The organism is Streptomyces viridosporus T7A (assembly GCF_008704515.1).
In the GTDB taxonomy this organism is placed as follows: domain Bacteria; phylum Actinomycetota; class Actinomycetes; order Streptomycetales; family Streptomycetaceae; genus Streptomyces; species Streptomyces viridosporus.
In genome coordinates, this window is record NZ_CP023700.1 from 2,927,788 (window position 1) to 2,947,256 (window position 19,469).

Sequence of the window (19,469 nt, forward strand, 5' to 3'; positions counted from 1 at the left end):
CCCCGGACACCCCGCCCCCTCGGAGGACGGCATGAACGAGCCCGTCATATCCCTGCGCGGCGTCCGCGCCGAGCTGGGTGCACGCCCCGTCCTGCGCGGCATCGACCTCACCGTGCACCGCGGTGAGGTCGTCGCCCTGCTCGGCGCGAACGGCTCCGGCAAGTCGACGGCCGTGCGCAGCCTCATCGGTCAGGTGCCGGTCGGCGCCGGCGAGATCGAGCTGTTCGGCACCCCGCAGCGCCGGTTCCGCGACTGGGCGCGCGTGGGCTACGTCCCGCAGCGCACCACCGCCGCGGGCGGCGTACCGGCGACGGTGACCGAGGTGGTCTCCTCGGGCCGCCTGGCCCGCACCCGCTTCGGCGTCTTCCGCAAGGCCGACCGCGAGGCGGTGCGGCGCGCCCTGGACCTGGTCGGCATGGCGGACCGGGCCAAGGACTCCGTCGACGCGCTCTCCGGCGGCCAGCACCAGCGGGTGCTGATCGCCCGCGCGCTCGCCGCCGGACCCGAACTGCTGATCATGGACGAGCCGATGGCGGGCGTGGACCTGGCCAGCCAGAAGGTCCTCGCCGAGACCCTGAGGGCCCAGGTCTCCGAGGGCGCCACCGTCCTGCTCGTCCTGCACGAACTGGGCCCCCTGGAGCCCCTGATCGACCGGGCGGTCGTCCTCCGCGACGGCTGCGTCCTGCACGACGGCCCGCCCCCCGAGGCCGTCGGCCAGCACGCCCTGCCCGGCCACGACCACGTCCACCCGCACGCACCGGCGGGCGCCGAACCGATCCGCACGGGACTGCTGAGCTGACCCATGGAAATCCTGAACTACGCCTTCATGCAGCGGGCACTGCTCGCCGCCGTCCTGGTCGGCATCACCGCGCCCGCCGTCGGCATCTACCTCGTCCAGCGCCGCCAGGCCCTGATGGGCGACGGCATCGGCCACGTCGCCATGACCGGCGTCGGCCTCGGCTTCCTGCTCAGCTGGTCGCCGGTGTGGATGGCCGCGCTCGTCTCCGTCCTCGGCGCCGTCCTGATGGAGCTGATCCGCTGGTACGGCCGGACCCGCGGCGACATCGCCCTCGCGATGCTCTTCTACGGCGGCATGGCGGGCGGCGTCATGTTCATCAACCTCGCCCCGACCGGCTCCAACGCGAACCTCACGTCCTACCTGTTCGGCTCCCTGTCGACGGTCTCCGCGTCCGACGTGACGGCCATCTGCGTCCTGGCCGCGTTCGTCGTCCTGGTCACGGTCGGTCTGCGCCGGCAGCTGTTCGCGGTCAGCCAGGACGAGGAGTTCGCGCGGGTCACGGGCCTGCCGGTGCGCTTCCTGAACCTGCTGACGGCGGTCACGGCGGCGGTGACGGTCACGGTCGCGATGCGCGTGGTCGGCCTGCTGCTGGTGAGCGCGCTCATGGTGGTCCCCGTCGCGGCCGCCCAGCAGCTCAGCCGCAGCTTCGCCGCCACCTTCGCCCTCGCCGTCGCGATCGGCGTGAGCGTGACCCTCGGCGGCACGGTCACCTCCTACTACCAGGACGTGCCGCCCGGCGCGACGATCGTGCTGCTGACGATCGGCGCGTTCATCGTGCTGACCGCACTGGCGACCCCGCTGGCCCGCCGCCGCGCCCGGGCGCTGGCCGCCGCACATCCCGGCGGTGACCCCGTGGAGTGCGCGATCCCGGGCAGCCGCGTGACCGCCGACGGGGCGGACGTCTGACCCACCTCCGCCCGGACACTGGCACAATGGCCCCGGCAGAGGCAGACGTGAGGAGGCAACGGTGACCACCGCTGGACCGCCCGTGAAGGGCCGCGCCACTCGGCAGCGGGCCGCTGTGGCGGCTGCGCTTCAGGAGGTCGACGAGTTCCGCAGCGCGCAGGAGCTCCATGACATGCTCAAGCACAAGGGCGACTCGGTCGGACTCACCACGGTCTACCGCACGTTGCAGTCCCTCGCCGACGCCGGCGAGGTCGACGTCCTGCGCACCGCCGAGGGCGAGTCCGTCTACCGCCGCTGCTCCACCGACGACCATCACCACCACCTGGTCTGCCGCGGCTGCGGCAGGGCGGTCGAGGTGGAGGGCCCGGCCGTGGAGAAGTGGGCCGAGGCCATCGCCGCCGAACACGGCTACGTCAACGTGGCGCACACGGTCGAGATCTTCGGCACCTGCGCGGAGTGCGCGGCGACCCGCGACGCGTGAGGACCGGTGAGCCCCGGGCCCGGAGAACCCGGGTCCGGGGCTCAGGCATGTCCCACCCGCGCGGCGGACGACGGCCCGGGAGCACGGTCCCCGCCGGTACGACGCGCGGACCGTGCTCGCACCGCCGGGGCGCGCCGCCGGCGGCCTCGCATCACGCCTGCTCGCCCTCCATGGCCAGCAGCTCCTCGTTGGGGATCGCGCCGCCGAAACGGCGGTCCCGGGAGGCGAATTCGAGGCAGGCCCGCCACAGGTCACGGCGGTCGAAGTCCGGCCACAGGACGTCCTGGAAGACCATCTCGGCGTAGGCGCTCTGCCAGAGCAGGTAGTTGGACGTGCGCTGCTCGCCGCTCGGCCGCAGGAACAGGTCGACGTCCGGCATGTCCGGGTAGTAGAGGTACTTGGCGAAGGTCTTCTCGGTCACCTTCGACGGGTCGAGCCGCCCGGCCCGCACGTCCTCCGCGAGCGCCTGCGCGGCGTCGGCGATCTCCGCGCGCCCGCCGTAGTTCATGCAGAAGTACAGCGTCAGCCGGTCGTTGTCCTTCGTCTGCTCCTGGGCGATCTGGAGCTCCTTGGCCACCGACTTCCACAGCTTGGGCATCCGCCCCACCCAGCGCACCCGCACCCCGAGCTCGTCCAGCTGGTCCCTGCTCTTGCGGATGAAGTCCCGGTTGAAGTTCATCAGGAAGCGCACCTCGTCCGGCGAGCGCTTCCAGTTCTCGGTGGAGAAGGCGTACAGGGAGATGGCCCCCACGCCCATCTCGATCGCGCCCTGCAGCACGTCCAGCACCCGCTCGGCGCCGACCTTGTGCCCCTCGGTGCGCGGCAGCCCCCGCTCCTTGGCCCAGCGCCCGTTGCCGTCCATGACGATCGCCACGTGGTTCGGGACCAGCTCGCCCGGGAGCTTCGGGGGCCGCGCGCCGGAGGGGTGCGGTTCCGGCGTCCTGTACTCCCGGCGCTGGCGCCCCAGGAACCCGCGTACGACCATGTGTCTCTCGTCTCCTCGTGCCGACGTTCTGTGCTTGCCTGTCGCGACGTGCCGCTCGCGCTCACTTCTCGACGTACCGGAGCGAGCGCAGTCCGCGCTCCAGGTGCCAGTGCAGGTAGGCGGACACCAGCCCGCTCCCCTCCCGGACGTACCGCGCCTCGCACGCGTCCGCGGTCTCCCAGTCTCCCGTGAGCAGCGCGCCGAGCAGTTCCAGGGCCTGCGGCGAGGGTACGACGCTGCCGGGCACCCGGCAGTCGACGCAGAGGGAGCCGCCGGACGCGACCGAGAAGAACCGGTTCGGCCCGGGCATCCCGCACTTCGCGCAGTCGCCGAAGCTGGGCGCATAGCCGTTGACGGCGAGGGAGCGCAGCAGGAACGCGTCGAGGACGAGGTGCGGTGCGTGCTCGCCCCGGGCGAGCGTCCGCAGGGCCCCGACCAGCAGCAGGTACTGCTGCACCGCCGGCTCGCCCTCGTGGTCGGTGAACCGCTCGGCGGTCTCCAGCATCGCCGTGCCGGCGGTGTAGCGGGCGTAGTCGGTGACGATCCCGCCGCCGTACGGCGCGATGGTCTCGCTCTGCGTGCACAGCGGCAGACCGCGCCCGACCAGCTCGCTCCCCTTCGCGAAGAACTGCACGTCCACGTGCGAGAACGGTTCGAGGCGCGCGCCGAACTTCGACTTCGTCCGGCGCACCCCCCTCGCCACGGCGCGTACGCGCCCGTGACCGCGTGTGAGCAACGTGATGATCCGGTCCGCCTCACCCAGCTTCTGGGTGCGCAGCACGATGCCGTCGTCGCGGAACAGACTCATGACATCCATTGTCGCCCACCCCTCGGGGCACCTCACCGCGGCCGCGGGCACGGGCGTACGCGGTCGCCGCGCGCGGCCGCTCCGCCGGCCTCGCACGGCGGGCGGCCCCCGGACCGGCGTCCCCCTCCCGGCCGCCGCCGTACGGTCTCGGCTGGGCGTAGGGCCCCCCGCGCCCCGGGACGACGCCGATCCGCTCGGTGCGGGTGCCGACGACGCGGGCACCGACGGGGGGCTTCACCGCGCCACCGCCGTCACCGCCGCCGCGATCCGCCGGGCGGTCTCCGCGGAGCACCGCCCCAATTCGACGAGCGGACAGGGCGCCTCCCGCGCGAGACTCACCGGGTCCAGCCCCAGTGACGGCAGGGTGATTCCGGCCTTCGCGAGCGCCGCCCGCAATTCCTCCACCGCTTCCTCCGCCTCTTCGACGCAGAGCACCGAGCGCTGCACCTCCACCGCGATCCCCTTCCCTTCCGGTTTTCACTCTTCGTATCCTCACCGTCGCACTCCGTGTCTACCCTCGGGGAGGGTTTGCGCACCACAAGCACGGGGGTGTGCAAAGGGACGAAGAAGGGGGCAGCAAGGGCCAACGGATCGCGCCGGGCCGCGTGGGAGTTCTTCGGGGCGGAGCTGAAGCGGCGACGGGAGGAGGCGGGGTTCACGCAAGTGGAGCCGGGGGCGCGGGTGTTCCTCCCGGGCGGCCACGTCGGCCAGTTCGAACAGGCCATGGGGAAACCTCGATCGGACGCGGCACAGCGGATCGACGCGGTCCTGCGAACCGGCGGTGTTTTCGAGTAGTTGTGCAGGAAGCCGATCGACGACCGGCGGTGTGCGGATTGCTTCGCGGAGGTGGTGGAGTTCGAGAAGCTCGCCACCACGCTGTGCGAGTCCGCTCCCGCATTGGTTCCGGGACTTCTCCGGACGGCGGGGTGCGCCCGCGGTGACCGTGGCGCCCCTGGCCCTGACCGAGTCGGCGGCAGAGGACTCCGGACGATGCGCGCCTACGACCTGAGCGACGCACGCCGGCGCAGGAGCAGCTACAGCGACGGTGAAGGCGGCAGCTGCGTCGAGGTCGCCGGCGGAGTCCCCGGTATGAGGGTGAACGCCCCGACGGGGGCGTGTCCTGCCGTCAGGGGACGGTGGTTGCCGTCCTGGGGGCGGTGACCAGCCGCAAGCCGACCTCCACGAGGGTCCAGCCCAGGCGGCCCCGGAGGTCGTAAGGGGTTCGGCGGCCACGGGTCGCCCCGGCGAGGCGGTGGGCGTCGGCCTCGGCACGGAGGTCGGCGACGCGGACGCGGTGCAGGGCCAGACGGGTCTCGGGATGCATCGAGCGGCCTCTCATTCCGTGCGGACGGGCAGGACGTGGGTGTGGACGCGCACCTGTTCGACGTCCGGGGTGCCGTCTTCGGGGGCCTGCGCGCGGTAGCTCTCCACGAGGTCGTGCATCTTGTGGACGAGTTCGTCCGCGAGCTCCGGCGTGAGGCGCAGCGTCCAGTCGCTCATGTCCGAGGCGCGGCGCCAGGACTCGGACCAGTCGTCGTTGCCACCGAGCCAGGTCGCGACCTCCCGGGTGTGCTGGTTCGCGACCTCGTGCAGGAACAGGTCGGCGGCCCCACGGACCTCGGGGTCGCGGTCCTTGAGCAGGGCGTCGTCGAAGCGCACTCCCTTGTGGACCGCCTTCCACCAGCGCTCCCGCCCCTTGCCGTGCTCGGGCACGTCCTCCACGAAGCCGTGGGCGGCGAGCTGGCGCAGGTGGTAGCTGGTGGCTCCGCTGGACTCGCCCAGCTTCGCGGCCAGCTGTGACGCGGTGGCCGGTCCGTTGCGCCGCAGCACGTTCAGCAGCTGCATGCGCAGGGGGTGCGCGAGTCCGCGCAGCGAACGGGCGTCGAGACTGCGGATCCTCGAGTCCTGGGTGTCATCCATGACCCCAAAGGTAGCCATGCAAAGAAACCGTTGCAAGGCTTTCTTTGCAACGTACTCTTTGCACGGTTGGCGTCCTGGCCCACCGGGTCGGGGCATCCCCGGTGACGCACTCGGTCGAAGAGGTCCCGGTCGTCTCCCGCGGGCGGCCGTCGGTCCGCCGCACGACGGCCCGAGGAGGCACCGGCGGGGTCTTCCGGGCTGCTCGTCGGACCGGACGATGAGCTGTCGATGGCTCCGTTGGCGTGACGTTTCGCCGCGGTCGCAACCGGGGCGGGCGCGGGCGGGCTCCTGTCCTGCAGAACCGACACCCCTGGCGAGGAGACCGACATGACCGCCACCGCTTTCGAGTACGGCCCGAACCACGCCTCCGCCGAGGGCGACTACCTGCTGGCCCCGCCGAACCCGGCCGAGCGTCTCGACACCTCCATCGCCCCGCGCGACCGCCGGCGGCTGGAACTCCAGGCGGCCCTCACCGCGGCCGGCATCCCGCCCCGCCCCGAGGACCGCGAGGCCATCGACAGCCTCAGCGCGCTGTCCGGCAGCGTCAACACCACCATCCAGCGCTGGCTGCACCACACCCTCTGACGGACGCGCGGCGGACACGGCCCACCCACGGGTCATGGCCTCCCCGGTGCCACCAGTCCCGACTCGTGGGCCACGATCACCAGTTGGGCCCGGTCCCGCGCCCCGAGCTTGCCCGTGATCCGGCTGACGCGGGTCTTCGCGGTGAGCGGGCTCAGGCCCGACGACTCGGCGTTCTCCGTGTTGTTGGGGCCGCGCGCGACCAGGGCGAGCACCTCCCGCTCACGGTCCGACAGACAGTCGGGACCGGCGGCCACCGGCGGGGACGGGCTGCGCGGGAACCGCTCGGTCAACCGTGCCGTGGGGCCCGGTGAGAGCAGGGCCTCACCGGCCGCGGCCGTACGGACGGCGTCCAGGAGTTCGGCGGGCCCGGTGTCCTTGACCAGGAAGCCGGAGGCGCCGGCGCGCAGCGCGTCCACGGTGTTCTCGTCGGTGCTTAGGTGGTGAGGACGAGCGGCACGATCACCGGGCGGTCCCTCGACTCGGCGGCGGCGAGGTCGAGTAGCTGGGCGCCGGGGCCGCCGACGTGGGCGCCGTCGTCGAGTGCGTCGCGCGGGGCCTCGATGGTGCGGGTCCCGCCCGCCGACTCGGGGGCGGCGGTGGTGATCACGGAGATCTCGGTCCGGCCTCCCCCGCTCCCGGCCCCGCTCGAACGGGGAGCCCCCTCCGCTGCGTCCGGTGGTCGCCTCGGCGACCCCCTCGGTGGCGCGGACCTCCTCCAGCACGGCGTCGGCCCGGCCGGCGGGGGCCATGACGGTGAGCGGGCGGCTGCTGCGCTCGGGGTAGCCCTCGGCGAGCGTGCGCATCGCGGTGACGGACTCCGGGCGTTCGGTGAAGCAGCAGGGCGGCCGGCCAGAGGCCGACCACCACCCGGGGCACGGCGCGCCGTCACCGTGTACGTGTCCTCGCGGCCCCATGAGACGGGCCTCCCTCCAGTCGGATGTCCGGGTCGGTCTCCGGACTCCCGGCGCGAGGGGGGCGGTTCGTCGGGCGTGAGGGCGAGTTGCGGGGTACTGCGCGGGGCGGTGCGGCGCCGGGGGTGCTCCCGGGGGAGTACGGACGGTGTACGGGAGGTGAGGGGGGAAGCGGGGCCGTTCCCCGGGAGGGGGCCGGTCCGTGCCCGCTCAGCCCCGGTCGACCATCCAGGTGCCGTCCTCCTCGTCGTCGACCCGCACCTCCAGTTCGCGCAGGCTCATGCCGGCCTCCCAGAGGTCCCTGAAGCGCTTCATCCGGTCCTGGACGTGGTCCGGCCGCGCGATGAGCCGGGTCCTGATGTTGACGTCGCGCAGGTCCTGGTCGATCTCGAAGGAGACCGCCTCGTCGTAGACGATGAAGTCGTTGGTGGTGCCGCGCAGCAGGTGCGGCGGCAGTTCCGGCAGGACCGCCACGCGCACCTCGATGTGCAGCACTTCCTGCTCCTCGCACAGCCGCAGCAGCCGGTCGTCCAGTTCCCGCGCGCTCTCCAGCAGGAACAGCCGCCGTACCGGCACCCCGTGCTCGTCGATCGCCTCCTGCTGGGCGTGGAGGTAGCGGCTGGCGGGCTCGCTGTTCCAGAACTCCCGGTCGACGGAGGTGCTGGTGGCGCAGATGGACTCCTCCGCGGCGCGGGTGAGGGCGAGCATCCAGTCGTGGTTCTCGCCGGGGCACTCCACCGTCAGGGTGGTGAGGTCCGTCATGTACCCGATCACCCGCTGCATCTCCAGGCGGACGAAGGTGGACAGGATCGGAGGTCCGGGGGCCAGGACGTCGGCGAAGTTGGTGGCCAGGTCGGGCACCGCCTCGATGGGGATCCGGGCCGGCTGGGGCCCGGCGGAACGGTCCGTCGCGACGGGGAGGTTCTCGGCGAGCTGCTTCACGTCCTCGGTGTACCGGACCAGGTCGCTGCGCAGGTCGTCGTGGCGCCGCAGCCCGTCCCGTACGGTGGCGGCGGTCTCGGCCAGCAGGTTCTCCGCGCGCCTGGCCCGTTCCTCCGCCGTCCGGTCCGGGCCGAGGAGGTACTGGACGGCCACCGCGGCGGCGGCGCAGAGTCCGGCGGCGGCGAGCTGCCGCGGCAGTCCGGCCTCCGGGCTCAGCAGGGCGGCGAGGCCCCAGGCGAGGAGGCCGAGGACGAGGCCGATCTGCAGCCGGCGCGGCCACGGGGCCGGGGCGGCGTTCCGGTCCGGTCCCGTGAGGGGGGTCGGCGGGCGGTCCGGGGCGGACGACGTGCGGGGTGGGCCCTGCGGGCCGGGGACCGTCCGGTCGCCCGCGCGGTCGGACGTGCCCACCGTGCCGGGCGGGCCCGCCGTGTCGTCGGGCTGGGGTGTCTGTGCCGTGCTCATCTCGCTTCTCCCCCCGTTGGGATGTGCGTCGGATCGGGGTGCGGGGATGTGCGTGGGGTCGGGCCGGGCCCACCGGGGGCCGGTGGGCCCGGTGGGAAGTGTCAGGGGACCGGCTCCACCTCCCGGTGGGAGGAGGGGATCGCGTGCAGGGTGAGCTGGTCGCGGATGCGCTGCACCAGGGTCTGCCACTGCCGGGTGAACCCGGGCCGTTCCTCCAGCGCGTCCCACAGCGGGGCCAGTTCCCCGGCCACCCGGGCCCGCGGCATCCACAGGTGCAGCAGGTGGTCGACGGCGGGCCGCAGGGCCCTGACGACGGCGGGGAGGTCGTCGGGGCCCTGCGGCCGCGGCCGGGCGGGCGGCGGCGCGGAGCCCAGGCGGATGCCGTCCAGGATGCGGACCACGGTGGTGAGCAGCCAGTCGTGCAGGGCGAGGTCGTCGCAGAGTCCGGCGACCTCGGCGCTGCGGGTGCCCTCGGGGACCCGCAGCCGTACGGTGCGCAGCTCGTCCTCGGCGAGGGTGAACCGCTCGATCGACGGGCCGTCGCCGGGGTCCGCGGGCAGGGCCACCCAGCGGAGCCGGGTGGGCCGGGACCTGAGGGGCGGCCGCTGGTCGAGCAGGGGGTGGCGCAGCAGCCGCGTGAGCAGCCCGTCGGCGATCAGGCCGACGTCGAGTTCGCCGTGCCGTCCGCCGCCGAGCAGCCCTTGGGCGACCGCCTCGCGGGGCAGCTTCCCGAACGGCTCGACCACTCCGGGCCGCACCAGGTAGTGCCCCCAGGGGCGGCGGTGGTCGGGGCCGGCGGCGGGGACGCGGAAGTACGCGGAGCTCTGCAGGACGCGTCCCTCGGTGAGCGAGGCCCGTGCGGTGACCGTGCCGACCGCGCGGACCCTGGAGCCGTTGGAGCTGGGCAGGGGGCAGTCGACGCCGGTGAGGGTGTCGGGCGAACGCCCGTAGAGGTTGGGGCGCTCGGAGAGCAGGACCCGCTCGTCGGCGCGCAGTCCGAGGAGCTGGGCCGCGGACCGGCTGTCGAGGGCCTGCCGGGCGGGCAGCAGGCAGGTGCGGACCTCGCCGCAGGCGAGCACGGCACGCGGTGTGGTCTCCCCCGGCCGCATGTCACGACCCCGCGTAGAAGACGTAGGAGATGCGGTCGGCCACCGAGTCCGGGACGGCCACCGCCTCGCGGGCGGACCGCTCGGCGACCTGGCGCAGCGCCTCCGGGTCCACCTCGGTCTGGTCGAGGATCACCCGGACGGCGTGCTCGACGGGTAAGAACCGGTTGGGTAGCACCGAGCAGGTCCGGTAGGCGGCGAACGGGTCCGCCCGGGGGTTGAGCCGGATCAGCGGGGGCAGTTCGTCCCAGTCCTCCGGGAAGCCGGAGGCGGTGTGCGGGTGGGGCACCAGGACGGGGTCGCCCTGGTGGCGCAGCAGTCCGAGGCGGGCGAGCTGCCACACCGCGGCGAGGAAGGGGCAGGACCAGGTGCGGTGTCCGTCGGGGGCGTCGCTCCAGAGTTCGACGTCCAGGAAGACCGAGTGGCGGCGGGCCGCGGTCTCCCGGGGCGGCTGCCAGGCGGTGGCCTTCTTCATCGCCTGCGGGGTGCGTGCGACGGGGCTGCGCTCGCCGTTGGCCAGCCAGCCGGTCTGGGCGGCCGGCGGGCGGATGCCGTAGCTGCCGGGCGGCGGTTCCTCGACGAGGCGGCCGGCCACCGCCTCCGCGACCGGCACCTTGCCGGCGTCCGCGCAGCCGGACTCGCGGGCCAGGTAGTCGACGGTCACTCCGGCCCGGTCGGCCTCCGCCAGCAGCAGCGGGACGAGTTCGGCGGGGCTGGAGAAGCGGGTGAAGTAGTCGTCGATCAGGAAGCAGGTGCTGATCCGGGGGCGTTTGCCGCCGGCCTGGGCCGTCGCGAAGGCGCGGGCCGCCTCCGCCCAGGGGCGGACCCGCTCGAAGTGGCGCCGCAGGTGCTCGGGGCCCGCCTCGAGGTCCTCCATGTAGAAGTGGCCCAGCTCCAGGGAGAGATGGGCCAGGGGCACCGCCTGGGTCCGTGGTTCGGCGGTGGTCTCGCGGAACACCGCGTCCGTCATGGCCGCCCCCAGTGGGAATCGTCGGTCAGGCGCCGGGCGATCTCCTCCAGCGCTTCCAGGGTCTCCTTGTTGGCGATCTGGGTGGCGAGCACGTCCTCCTCGGTGATCAGCTGCTCGCGCCACTGGAGGATCGGCTCCAGCGGCACGATGCCGAGCACCACGCTGTCGCCGATGCGGTGCTCGGAGGCGAGCCGGCGCAGCGCCTCGTCGCAGGCCTGCATCCAGGCGGCCTGGGCGGGTGATCCCTGGGCCCACAGAGGCGATTCGGGGTCGGGTACGGCGGCCCGGACGAAGCGGATGTTGCCCTGCAGCGCCTCCTCGTCGTGTCCGCGGTCGACGCCGCCCTTGATGATGCCGTTCTCCCGGTGGACGAGTCCGGAGGCGGCGATCACGTGCTGCCGGGTCCAGCGGTGGAAGACGAGCCAGCGGAAGGGGACGTAGCGCATCCGGGGGTGGGCGGTCGCCGCCAGGACCATGTCCACGGCGTAGCTGCGGCCGGCGCTCAGGTCCACCAGGATGAGGTCGAACTCGCCGTTGAGCCGCAGCAGCAGGTCGACGCACCGCTCCAGGGCGTCCTCGTCGGTGGCGAACTCGCCGCCGCCGGCGTCGCCGGGGAAGAGGACCAGGCGGCCGGACTGGTTGGGCCGGGCGCGCAGCAGGGGGTGCTCGGTCTGCCGCCAGACGTCGATCCTGGCCGGCTCGGCGACGTCGCCCTCGAGGTAGGAGTGCAGGCCCCGTTCCTCGGTGCCGCGCATCGCGCCGGGCACGTCGAAGACGGCGGCGGCGGTCGGAGAGCCGAAGTCGAAGTCCACGTACGCCACGTGATCACCGGTGAGGGCCCGCTGGTAGGCCAGGTTGGCGCTGGTCACCGAACGGCCCGTGCCCCCCTTGTCGGAGGCGGCGAAGACGAGCACGGCTCACACCTCCTGGGTGGCGGCGCCCCGGGCCTGGGCCAGGGTGTCGAGTTCCTGGAGCACGGGCAGGGCCAGCGCGAACGCGGTGGCGGGCCGCTCGTCGACCAGGCTGCGGGCGTGGTCCAGGCGGCTTTCGATGCTCCGCATGGCCCGCCCCCGGTTCCCGTCGGCGGGGACGGAGGCCTCCATCTGCTCCTTGCCGAACAGGTGGGTGGCCTCGCTGAGCAGGTCCCGGGCCAGTTGGGCGAGTTCGGGGCTGCGGATGGGCTGCTGCTCGTACAGGTTGCGGGCGGCGACCAGGCACTCGGTGACGCGTTCGGTGATGCTCCAGGACAGGCGCCGGTTGAGGCCGCGCGCGTCCGGGTAGACGGCTCGCGCGTTGTCCCAGAGGCCGGCGCCCTCGCCCTCCTCCATCCGCCGGTCCCACAGGTGCTCGAACGTCTGCTCGGCGAGGCGCAGCAGGCGGTCCTGGGCGTCGATGTTCCGGGAGAGCGCCGCGAGCTGGACGGCCCGCTTGAGCAGTTGGGCCGAGAAGTCGGTCATCCGCCACTGCAGGAGCGTTCCGGAGCGTTCGGAGCCGGCGAGCGGCATGAGGACGCCCGGGTCGTGCAGGGCGACGGCGGGGTCGTCGCGTTTCATCCGGCTGGTGATCCGGCCGCGGTCGGCGAGGCGTTCCATGACGGCGACGGTGCGGGTGAGGTCGTCGTCGGTGGCCTTCCGGCGGATCAGGTCGTGGACGAGGATGGCCGCGACGGTCAGGGAGAAGTACTCCGACTCCAGCCGCAGACCGGTGGTCTGCCAGGGGAGGTCCTCCAGGGGCCAGCGCTCGCTGCCGAACCGGGCGATGGCCGACCAGTACTGCTGGCTGAGTTCCCAGCGCAGGCGCAGCGCCTCGGCGAGCTTCTGCTGGTCGGCGTCGAGCAGGCCCAGGGTGAGGGTGCGGTCGGAGAACAGGTCCTGGATGCCGTCCAGGGCGACCACGGTGAAGTACACGTAGGGCAGCCGGTCGGCGATGCCGTCGGGCTGGCCGGGGGCCTGGACGTCGAGGTCGGTGATCTTCGGCGCGTCCTTCACCACGCCCCAGGCCCAGCCGCACTCGAAGAGCTGGCTCTCGTCCCGGATGCTCTCGTCGACCTGGATGCCGCGGCTGAGGCTTTCGATGATGGTGGCGCGCAGCGGGCGGAACCGGCGGGAGAACTGCTGGAGCACCGCCCGGTCGGACTGCCTGTTCTGCCCGATGACCTGGATCAGCCGCCGGCCCTGTTCGGACTCGGCGTCGAAGACGTTGACGGTGAAGGAGCGCAGCAGGCTGATCATCGCGGCGGTCAGCCGTGTGTTGGTGGCCTCCCTCAACTCACCGATCGCCTTGCGCACTTCGGGGCGGGTGGTGCTGCTCTCGTAGACCTTGAGGAACCCGAGGGTGGCCAGGCAGAGCGTGACGGACATGGAGTAGGAGTCGACCACGCCCAGCTTGCCCTGCTCGTAGGTGAGCTCCTCGTGGGGGTCGGCCGGTTTGAAGTACGGTCCGCCGGCGAAGGTGGGGCTGTCGTCCGGTCCCGTGTAGGTGCGCATGAACTGGGACAGCGCGGTGATGAGGTTGGGGGGGATCTCCAGTCGGCTGCCGACCCGTTCCAGCGCGCGCAGGACGTCCCGTTCGGTGGTGTCCGGCTGGTCGAGGCGGAACGCGGGCACCTCGGTGGCGGGGTACAGCAGGCAGAGCAGCCGCTCGGCGTCCGCGACGCTGCTCAGGCCGTCGGTGTCCCCCCAGACGAGTTTCCCGTCGTCGAACGAATGGCGGGCCGCGGCCTGCCAGATGTCCAGCAGGTGCTGGCGCGGCTTGATCTGCATCCCCGTACCCCTCGTACAGATCCGGTTGCCCTGTGTTCAAACATGGTCCCCGTTCCTACGGGGCGGCAACCTCCGAGTTCCGCCGCCCCAGCGCGAGGATCATCCCCTCGTGTCCCGGCCGCACCATGTGGTGCAGATCGTGGATCTCCAGTTCCTCGGCGAACTTCTCCAGGCCGTCCTGGACCTGGTCCGCGTTCACCCGGTAGGCCGGGTACCGGTGGTCGCCGACCTGGTATCCGAGCGACTCCTTCATGAACGCGGCGGCGAACGGGGCCCCGTCGTTCAGCACGTCCATGAAGCACCGCACGCCCCGCTGGAACTCGTCGGGGCACTCGGACATGGAGTCGGCGACGAAGAACATCGTCCCGAGGTCCCAGCGCCGCTGCCCGTCGAGGTCGAGCAGGTTGGCCCGCTCCACGCGGACGATCTCGCCGAACCGGTTCCTGGGTTCGACCTCGCGGTAGGCGGGGGCCTCGCGCAGCACCTCCCAGAAGGCGTCCCACACCACGTCGTAGCCCTCGGGGCCCGTCACCTGCCGCTCCAGGTACTCGACGTTCGGCACCGCGTACTCGAGCAGCAGGATCTTCTCGCACCAGGGGAGCATGGACAGGGCGGGATAGAGGTTCGCGCCGGCCCCGACGTCGACACCGCGCACCGCGTCCGGGACGCCCCGGGCGAAGCAGCGGCCGAAATGGTCCCGCAGCAGTCGCACGATCAGCAGGTCGACCTCGAGCGGGGTCCGGTAGTTGAGGTCGACGTACACCTCTGGATCGAACTTCGACCACGGTGCGTCGGCGTTGCGATCCATCATCACCCTGCCGTGTTCCCTCGAGCGTTCGGACAAGACCGTGTGCCCTGTCTGCGCGTCCTGGGGGACGACGGCAGGTGAAGCAGCATCTCCGGTTCTCGCACGGTAAGCCGGTGAGGCCCGCGGAGACAGCCAGGAACACGCCAGTCCTCGGAGAACGGGCGCACGCCAGGCGCACGTCAGCATATCTCCGTACACCCGAACTCGCCCTTGCACGCGGTGAGTTGGGCGCTCACTCTAACCAGGGGGAGTCACCGGCCGCCACCAGGAGACGCTCATTCCTCCGGGTGACGGGGCCGGCGTCCGTCCCGTTGACGTCCGTACGTCCCGACTGGGGGTGGCATGACCGCCGAACCGCTGGAGCACGCCCTGGACCGCCACGAGCACCTCACGGGGACGGCACCGTTCCCGGGCCCTCGGCGCCTGGTCCTACGGACGGCACGGGAGTCCGACCTGCCCGAACTGCAGAGGCTCGACACGGAGGTCTTCCAGGAGGTCGCCTACCCGGCGTTCCTGCTGCGCCAGCTCTACGACGTGTACGCCGAGCACCTCCTGGTCCTCGACGACGGCGGGGGCCGTCTGCGCGGTTACGTCCTGGCCGCCACCACGGCGCTCAGCCGCGACAGCTGGATCCTCGGCCTGTGCGTGGCCGAGGACCGCCGCCGGCACGGACTGGGCCGGGAGCTGATGCTGGAGGTCCTGGCACGGCTGCGGCACTGCGGGATCGAACGGGTCCGGCTGACCGTGGAACCGGCCAACCGTGCCGCGATCCTGCTCTACCGCTCCCTGGGCTTCCGCCCCGAGCAGCCCGACGCGGGCCTGCGCCGGGACTACTTCGGCCCCGGCGAGGACCGCCAGGTCATGTGCCTCGCACTCCCCCGGCTCCCCTGAACCGCCGCGGCGGCGGGGCCTTCGCCGGGTGCGCGGTGCCGTCCGCTCCGGCCGCGGGCGGCCTCCCGTCCGTCAGGACGGCGTCCGTGCCGCCGCCAGCAGGCGGGAGACGTCGTCCGAGCAGATGGTGAGGGCCGCGCCCACGGTGGCCAGGGTGTCGCGCTCGGCGGGGGTGTAGGGGCCGTCGGCGAGGGCGATGCGGGCGCCCTGCAGGAGGATCGACTCGCGGCCGGGGGCGGCGAGGTGCGGGGCCAGCGGGTCCAGCGCCTCGTGCAGTTCGATGGCGAGGCCGGCCGCGCAGGGCCCCCCGGTGAACCGGCCGGTGTCCGCCTCCAGCGCCTCGACGAGGGCGGCCAGCTGTTCCTCCGTGCAGTCGTCGAAGCCGGCCGCGCGCACGGCGGCCACGGCCGTCTCCAGCGACGCGCGCGAGCCGGCGCCGCCCGCGGCCAGCACCGCGAGGGCGACGGTGTGCACGGCGTCGCGGAGCATCACGGAGAAGCGGGTGGTGGTGGGGTGGTCCAGGACGTCGGTGCCGAAGTGGTGGCGGCAGGCCGCGCATTCGACGACCGGCCCGGTCTCCCCGCGCGGCAGCACGGGCACGCCGAGCAGGGCGAAGCGGCGCTGCCCGGTCAGCCGCTGGTAGTTGCGGTCGCCGCCGCAGCCGGGGCAGAAGAACTCACCGTCGCCGGCGGGCGTCCAGGTGGTTCGGGTGCCCAGGAGGCGCGACAGTCTGGCGGCAGCGGCACGGCCGTTGGGTCCCCGTCCTGGCAGCACGTCGCACCTCCGTAACGCCGCAGCACCATCGCCGCGCACGCGTGATGTTAGCCACATCCGTGAGGCGGAGTCAGCACTCGGGACGACACCTTTCCGTGACCTCCACAGCATTTGGCCGATATGCGACGGGGCCCCGCCCGCCGGGAAAGGCGGACGGAGCCCTCGGGGTCCGTGGAACGGCTGCTCAGCGCGAAGCGCGGTTGACGGCCGAGACGACCGCCTTCAGCGAGGCGCGGGTGGTGTTCGCGTCGATTCCGATGCCCCACAGGACCTTGTCGCCGATGGCGCACTCGATGTAGGAGGCGGCCTGCGCGGAGGCGCCCTCGCTCATCGTGTGCTCCTGGTAGTCCAGCAGGCGCACGTCGACGCCGATGCCCTGCAGCGCCTCGAAGAACGCCGAGATCGGACCGTTGCCGGTGCCGACCAGGGTGGTCTCCACGCCGTCGACCGCGGCCTGGACGGTGAGGGTGTCGACGCCGTCGCGGTCGGTCGTGCTCTGACCGTTGGCGACCTGGATGCGGCCCCAGGGGTTGTCCGGGTTGGGCAGGTACTCGTCCTGGAAGATCGCCCAGATGTCGGCCGGGGTGACCTCGCCGCCCTCTGCGTCCGTCTTCGCCTGGATGATCCTCGAGAACTCGATCTGCATCCGGCGCGGCAGGTCCAGCTTGTGGTCGTTCTTCAGGACGTAGGCGATGCCGCCCTTGCCGGACTGCGAGTTGACGCGGATGACGGCCTCGTAGGAGCGGCCGACGTCCTTGGGGTCGATGGGCAGGTACGGAACGGCCCACTCGATGTCGTCGACGGTGACGCCCTTGGCCTTCGCGTCGGCCTCCATGGCGTCGAAGCCCTTCTTGATGGCGTCCTGGTGGGAGCCGGAGAAGGACGTGTAGACCAGGTCGCCCACGTACGGGTGGCGCGGGTGGACCTCCATCTGGTTGCAGTACTCCCACGTGCGACGGATCTCGTCGATGTCGGAGAAGTCGATCTGCGGGTCGACGCCCTGGGAGAACAGGTTCATGCCCAGGGTGACCAGGTCGACGTTGCCGGTGCGCTCGCCCTGCCCGAACAGGCAGCCCTCGACGCGGTCGGCGCCGGCCATCAGGGCCAGCTCGGCGGCGGCGACGGCCGTGCCGCGGTCGTTGTGCGGGTGGACCGACAGGCAGACGTACTCGCGGCGGGAGAGGTTGCGGCCCATCCACTCGAAGCGGTCGGCGTGCGTGGACGGGGTGGAGCGCTCGACCGTGGCGGGCAGGTTCAGGATGATCTCGCGGCCCGGGCCGGGCTGGTAGACGTCCATCACCGCCTCGCAGACCTCCAGCGCGAAGTCCAGCTCGGTGTCGGTGAAGATCTCCGGGCTGTACTGGTAGCCGAACTCCGTCTCCGGGCCCAGCAGCTTCTCCGCGTACTCCATGACCAGACGGGTGCCGTCGACCGCGATCTGCTTGATGTCGTCCCTGGAGCCGCGGAAGACGACCCGGCGGAAGACCGGGGCGGTGGCGTTGTACAGGTGGACGGTGGCGCGCCGGGCGCCCTTCAGGGACTCCACCGTCCGCTCGATCAGGTCCTCGCGGGCCTGGGTCAGGACGGAGATCGTGACGTCGTCCGGGATGGCGTCCGGGTCCTCGATGATCGAGCGCACGAAGTCGAAGTCGGTCTGGCCGGAGGCCGGGAAGCCGACCTCGATCTCCTTGTAGCCCATCTTGACCAGCAGGTCGAACATCGCGCGCTTGCGGACGGGCGACATGGGGTCGATCAGCGCCTGGTTGCCGTCGCGCAGGTCGGTGGAGAGCCAGCGGGGTGCGGTGGTGATCCGGTTGTTCGGCCAGGTGCGGTCGGGGATGTCGACCTGCTCGTAGCGGCCGTACTTGTGGATCGGCATGGGGCTGGGCTGCTGGCGGTTCGCCATGGTGCGTGGGCTCCTCGATGGTCCGCGGTGTGTCCTCGACGGGACGGCCGACGGCGCAACGCCAGACTCCGCGGGGAGGGGGTCGGCCTCTACTGCAGACCCTCGCCGCGGCAGCTAAGAAGAAGCAGCCCGAAACGCATGATGCTCCGCAGCTTAACCGAGGCGTGCCGCGTGCGGCGGCCTGTATCAGTATGCGGGACCACGGGGAGGAACGGGACAAAAAGTGCCGTATACCACTGCGGGAGGCGACGGGAGCCGGATTGGCGGCGGATTTCATCCATGGTGGTTGCGAGGGGTGACGTGACGGTCACACGGTGCGATGGTGCGGAGCATGACCACCAACGGGGGCTTCGAGCCCGTCTTCTGCACCATCGTTCCGCCCCACGTCCTCGACCGGCTGGCGCAGGCCGAGGACCCCGTGCTCGCCGGGCCCGCGCGCCGGACCCTCCAGCGCGACGCCTACGAGCGCACCCAGCGGCGCCTGACCACGGTCGTCGGCGCCTCCGCCGCCGCCCCGCGCGCCGCGGCCGAGCCCGGCAAGCCGCACCGCACCGTGTACGACGCCCGGCACGGCACCGACCTGCCGGGGAGCAAGGTGCGCGGCGAGGGCGACGAGCCCGGCGGGGACGCCACGGTCAACCGCGCCTACGCCGGCCTCGGCGCCACCTTCGAGCTGTTCCTGAAGGCGTACGCGCGCGACTCGATCGACGGGGACGGGCTGCCGCTGGACGCGACCGTGCACTACGACCGCGACTACAACAACGCCTTCTGGAACGGCGAGCAGATGGTCTTCGGCGACGGGGACGGGGAGATCTTCCTCGACTTCACCCTCCCCGTCGACGTCATCGGCCACGAGCTCGCCCACGGCGTCACCCAGTACACGGCCAACCTGACCTACTTCGGCCAGCCCGGGGCGCTCAACGAGTCCGTGTCGGACGTCTTCGGCTCCCTCGTCAAGCAGTACACGCTCGGCCAGACCGCCGAGGAGGCCGACTGGCTGATCGGCGCGGACCTGCTCGCCCCGCGCGTCACGGGCAAGGCGCTGCGCTCGATGAAGGAGCCGGGCTCGGCGTACGACGACGACGTCCTCGGCAAGGACCCGCAGCCCGCGACGATGGACGACTACGTCCGCACCGGCCGCGACAACGGCGGCGTCCACATCAACTCCGGCATCCCCAACCACGCCTTCTACCTGGCGGCCACCGCCCTCGGCGGGCACGCGTGGGAGCGGGCGGGACAGGTCTGGTACGACGTCCTCACGGGCGGCGAGCTCGCGCAGGACGCGATGTTCGCGGACTTCGCCGCGCTGACGGTGCAGGCGGCCCGCGCGCGGTACGGGGAGGGCGAGGAGCTGCGGGCGGTGGCGAAGGCCTGGGAGCGCGTCGGGGTGCAGACGCCGTAGTCCCCGGGGCGGGCGAGAGGTGGGCACCGCGTCCGTTCTCGTACTAGACAG

At 72.4% G+C, this 19,469-nt stretch carries 19 protein-coding genes and 2 pseudogenes; 7 read left to right on the top strand and 14 right to left on the bottom strand.

Annotated features, from left to right (window positions below; translation table 11 throughout):
* Nucleotides 1-31 precede the first annotated feature (31 nt).
* The 3 genes from CP969_RS13625 to CP969_RS13635 all read left to right on the top strand — a co-directional run bounded on the left by CP969_RS13625 (nt 32) and on the right by CP969_RS13635 (nt 2,186).
* Nucleotides 32-799 (top strand): metal ABC transporter ATP-binding protein, encoded by a 768-nt coding sequence (locus tag CP969_RS13625; protein WP_026085202.1) that lies wholly within the window; start codon nt 32-34, stop codon nt 797-799.
* Nucleotides 800-802: 3 nt separating this feature from the next.
* Nucleotides 803-1,705, top strand: a complete 903-nt coding sequence (locus tag CP969_RS13630; protein WP_016826352.1) for a metal ABC transporter permease — start codon at nt 803-805, stop codon at nt 1,703-1,705.
* A gap of 61 nt (nt 1,706-1,766) precedes the next feature.
* Entirely contained in the window at nt 1,767-2,186 is a 420-nt protein-coding gene (locus tag CP969_RS13635; RefSeq protein ID WP_004988380.1) for a Fur family transcriptional regulator, read from the top strand.
* A gap of 151 nt (nt 2,187-2,337) precedes the next feature.
* Here the strand turns inward: CP969_RS13635 and CP969_RS13640 are convergent, their stop codons facing one another.
* The 3 genes from CP969_RS13640 to CP969_RS13655 all read right to left on the bottom strand — a co-directional run bounded on the left by CP969_RS13640 (nt 2,338) and on the right by CP969_RS13655 (nt 4,432).
* Nucleotides 2,338-3,171, bottom strand: a complete 834-nt coding sequence (locus CP969_RS13640) for an isoprenyl transferase (RefSeq protein ID WP_004988378.1) — start codon at nt 3,169-3,171, stop codon at nt 2,338-2,340.
* A gap of 61 nt (nt 3,172-3,232) precedes the next feature.
* Complete coding sequence (recO, locus tag CP969_RS13645; protein ID WP_004988377.1) at nt 3,233-3,979, bottom strand: DNA repair protein RecO; 747 nt, start codon at nt 3,977-3,979, stop codon at nt 3,233-3,235.
* Between the two features lie 234 nt (nt 3,980-4,213).
* Entirely contained in the window at nt 4,214-4,432 is a 219-nt protein-coding gene (locus tag CP969_RS13655; RefSeq protein ID WP_004988375.1) for a hypothetical protein, read from the bottom strand.
* 96 nt (nt 4,433-4,528) lie between these two features.
* Here CP969_RS13655 and CP969_RS33810 point away from each other — a divergent pair.
* Nucleotides 4,529-4,939 (top strand): annotated as a pseudogene (locus CP969_RS33810) (transcriptional regulator); the annotation flags it as partial.
* Nucleotides 4,940-5,105: 166 nt separating this feature from the next.
* Here the strand turns inward: CP969_RS33810 and CP969_RS13670 are convergent.
* Together CP969_RS13670 and CP969_RS13675 are read right to left on the bottom strand one after the other, a co-directional pair.
* A complete protein-coding gene (locus CP969_RS13670) occupies nt 5,106-5,303 on the bottom strand; it encodes a hypothetical protein (protein WP_016826348.1) in 198 nt (65 codons plus the stop codon).
* Between the two features lie 11 nt (nt 5,304-5,314).
* Nucleotides 5,315-5,899, bottom strand: a complete 585-nt coding sequence (locus tag CP969_RS13675; protein ID WP_016826347.1) for an ArsR/SmtB family transcription factor — start codon at nt 5,897-5,899, stop codon at nt 5,315-5,317.
* Nucleotides 5,900-6,226: 327 nt separating this feature from the next.
* On the opposite strand from CP969_RS13675, the gene CP969_RS13680 reads away from it, so the two are divergent.
* The gene (locus CP969_RS13680; RefSeq protein ID WP_016826346.1) at nt 6,227-6,484 is read left to right on the top strand and encodes a hypothetical protein; all 258 of its coding nucleotides are present in this window, start codon (nt 6,227-6,229) and stop codon (nt 6,482-6,484) included.
* 32 nt (nt 6,485-6,516) lie between these two features.
* On the opposite strand, the pseudogene CP969_RS33815 reads toward CP969_RS13680, so the two are convergent.
* From CP969_RS33815 to CP969_RS13715, 7 genes and pseudogenes are all read right to left on the bottom strand, one after another.
* Nucleotides 6,517-6,938: pseudogene (locus tag CP969_RS33815) on the bottom strand (LuxR C-terminal-related transcriptional regulator); the annotation flags it as partial.
* A gap of 667 nt (nt 6,939-7,605) precedes the next feature.
* Nucleotides 7,606-8,799: a hypothetical protein gene (locus CP969_RS13690; protein WP_016826343.1), complete on the bottom strand. Its 1,194-nt coding sequence runs from the start codon at nt 8,797-8,799 to the stop codon at nt 7,606-7,608.
* A gap of 101 nt (nt 8,800-8,900) precedes the next feature.
* Nucleotides 8,901-9,908: an SCO2521 family protein gene (locus CP969_RS13695; protein WP_026085200.1), complete on the bottom strand. Its 1,008-nt coding sequence runs from the start codon at nt 9,906-9,908 to the stop codon at nt 8,901-8,903.
* Nucleotide 9,909: 1 nt separating this feature from the next.
* The gene (locus tag CP969_RS13700) at nt 9,910-10,875 is read right to left on the bottom strand and encodes an SCO2522 family protein (protein WP_016826341.1); all 966 of its coding nucleotides are present in this window, start codon (nt 10,873-10,875) and stop codon (nt 9,910-9,912) included.
* Nucleotides 10,872-11,789, bottom strand: a complete 918-nt coding sequence (locus CP969_RS13705; RefSeq protein ID WP_016826340.1) for an SCO2523 family variant P-loop protein — start codon at nt 11,787-11,789, stop codon at nt 10,872-10,874. The genes CP969_RS13700 and CP969_RS13705 overlap by 4 nt, the downstream gene beginning before the upstream one ends.
* Before the next feature lie 3 nt (nt 11,790-11,792).
* The gene (locus CP969_RS13710; RefSeq protein ID WP_004988354.1) at nt 11,793-13,637 is read right to left on the bottom strand and encodes an SCO2524 family protein; all 1,845 of its coding nucleotides are present in this window, start codon (nt 13,635-13,637) and stop codon (nt 11,793-11,795) included.
* A gap of 55 nt (nt 13,638-13,692) precedes the next feature.
* The gene (locus CP969_RS13715) at nt 13,693-14,448 is read right to left on the bottom strand and encodes an SCO2525 family SAM-dependent methyltransferase (RefSeq protein WP_016826339.1); all 756 of its coding nucleotides are present in this window, start codon (nt 14,446-14,448) and stop codon (nt 13,693-13,695) included.
* A gap of 339 nt (nt 14,449-14,787) precedes the next feature.
* Here CP969_RS13715 and CP969_RS13720 point away from each other — a divergent pair, with 339 nt between their 5' ends.
* Entirely contained in the window at nt 14,788-15,336 is a 549-nt protein-coding gene (locus tag CP969_RS13720) for a GNAT family N-acetyltransferase (RefSeq protein ID WP_004988348.1), read from the top strand.
* 72 nt (nt 15,337-15,408) lie between these two features.
* Here the strand turns inward: CP969_RS13720 and CP969_RS13725 are convergent, their stop codons facing one another.
* Both CP969_RS13725 and leuA read right to left on the bottom strand, forming a co-directional pair.
* Nucleotides 15,409-16,110: a TerB family tellurite resistance protein gene (locus CP969_RS13725; protein ID WP_004988345.1), complete on the bottom strand. Its 702-nt coding sequence runs from the start codon at nt 16,108-16,110 to the stop codon at nt 15,409-15,411.
* A 184-nt stretch (nt 16,111-16,294) separates the two neighbouring features.
* Nucleotides 16,295-18,016 carry a 2-isopropylmalate synthase gene (gene leuA / locus CP969_RS13730; RefSeq protein ID WP_004988344.1) on the bottom strand — a complete coding sequence of 574 codons (1,722 nt, stop codon included), beginning with the start codon at nt 18,014-18,016 and terminating at the stop codon, nt 16,295-16,297.
* A 331-nt stretch (nt 18,017-18,347) separates the two neighbouring features.
* Between leuA and CP969_RS13740 the strand changes: the two genes are divergently transcribed.
* On the top strand, nt 18,348-19,418 hold the full coding sequence (locus CP969_RS13740; protein ID WP_004988339.1) for a M4 family metallopeptidase: 1,071 nt from the start codon (nt 18,348-18,350) through the stop codon (nt 19,416-19,418).
* Nucleotides 19,419-19,469: the final 51 nt, after the last annotated feature.